Annotated in this window: 1 protein-coding gene; it reads left to right on the top strand. The window is 46.2% G+C overall.

The features are described from left to right. A partial coding sequence (locus tag BET10_RS04155; protein ID WP_139158738.1) for a non-ribosomal peptide synthetase occupies nt 1-1,773 on the top strand: 1,773 nt, incomplete at both ends.

The raw sequence follows: 1,773 nt of genomic DNA, 5'->3' as shown, positions 1-1,773 counted from the left end.
TACCCACAGGCGCGTTTACAACACATGCTGCAAGACAGCCAAGCGAAGCTAGTTTTAACACAGAGTAAATTACGCACTCAGTTAACTTCGCTCCTAAGCGGTGAAACAGAGTTAATAGCGTTAGATGAATCGTGGTCAGAGTATGATGGCACCGAGGATAACCTCAATGTAGCAGTGACACCTCAACACCTAGCTTATGTGATTTACACGTCAGGGTCGACAGGTCAGGCCAAAGGGGTTGCTATAGAGCATAACAGCGCAGTGGCGTTGATAAGTTGGGCGAAATCGGTGTATTCACAAGATTCCTTAGAGGGCGTATTGGCGGCGACGTCGATGTGTTTTGATTTATCGATTTATGAGATTTTTCAAACTCTGGGCAATGGCGGTAAAGTAATTCTGGTTGGGAATATCTTGTCGTTGCCAGAGCTGAAAAGCCAACATGATATACGACTTATCAACACAGTGCCTTCAGCGATGGAAGAATTACTGCGGTTGAATGCGATACCAGCGTCGGTGAAAACGATAAACTTAGCGGGTGAGCCATTATCAAACCGCTTGGTTGATAAGATTTACAGCATGACGGCGGTAGAAGATGTCTATGATTTATATGGTCCATCAGAAGACACCACATACTCGACGTTTACCCGCAGAGTGGCGAATGGTCAGGCAAGCATAGGAAAACCGATAGCCAATACACAGGCTTACATTTTTGATGAGTACGAAAACTTAGCGCCGAAAGGGGTGATGGGAGAGTTGTACTTATCGGGAGAAGGGCTGGCCAGAGGGTATTATCGACGTGAAGCGTTAAGTGCTGAGAAGTTTTTAGATAACCCATTTTATGATGCGCAGTCACAGCATGGTAGACGGATGTATAAAACGGGAGACTTAGTACGCTGGTTGGATAATGGTGAGTTAGAGTACCTAGGACGAATAGACAACCAAGTTAAGATCCGCGGGTTTAGGATTGAAATTGGTGAGATTGAAGCGCAGTTGGGTCAGTTTGCAAACGTGACAGACTGTGCGGTGGTGGCTAAAAACCTCGAGGGTAGTCAGCAACTCATCGCATACTATGTCCCGGCGAATAATAAAACAGGGCTTGACGAGGGGGAATTAAGGGCACACCTGCGTCGAACATTACCTGAGTACATGCTGCCTGCGGCTTGTATCCGTTTAGAATCAATTCCGCTAATGCCCAATGGTAAGGTTGATCGGATCACTCTAGAAGCTATGCAGGTAAACCTAGAATCAAGTAAGGTCTATGTTGCACCGCGTAATGAGGTTGAATCACAATTGGCTGTGATGTTTGCTGAAGTGCTTAATGTCAATGTGAGCAAGGTTGGTAGTAATGATAACTTCTTCGAACTGGGAGGGCATTCACTGCTGAGTATTCGTTTGATTTCGCTTATTCGTACGCATTTTGATGTTGAACTGCCGGTACAGGCTGTGTTTAGTGCGAAGACATTATCCGAGCTTGCGGTTGCAATAGATGAACATCAAGGCACACAGGTACTTGCACCGCTCACAGTGATAGCGCGTACCAAGCCTCACTATGTCACGTCTTTTGCGCAGCAACGTTTGTGGTTTATCGACCAGCTACAAGCAGGCTCAGCACAATACAATATGCCGATGGCGTGGCAGGTACAAGGGGAGCTTGATTTAGGCCTGATAAAACAGGTGTTTGAAAGTATTCTCACGCGCCATGAAGTGCTAAGAACGGTATATGTAGATGTGGATGGCGAAGCGATGCAACGTATTCGCCCGATGTCTGAGATT

It is taken from the genome of Pseudoalteromonas amylolytica (genome assembly GCF_001854605.1).
GTDB classification, from domain to species: Bacteria; Pseudomonadota; Gammaproteobacteria; order Enterobacterales; family Alteromonadaceae; genus Pseudoalteromonas; species Pseudoalteromonas amylolytica.
This window is presented reverse-complemented; position numbering and strand designations above follow the sequence as displayed.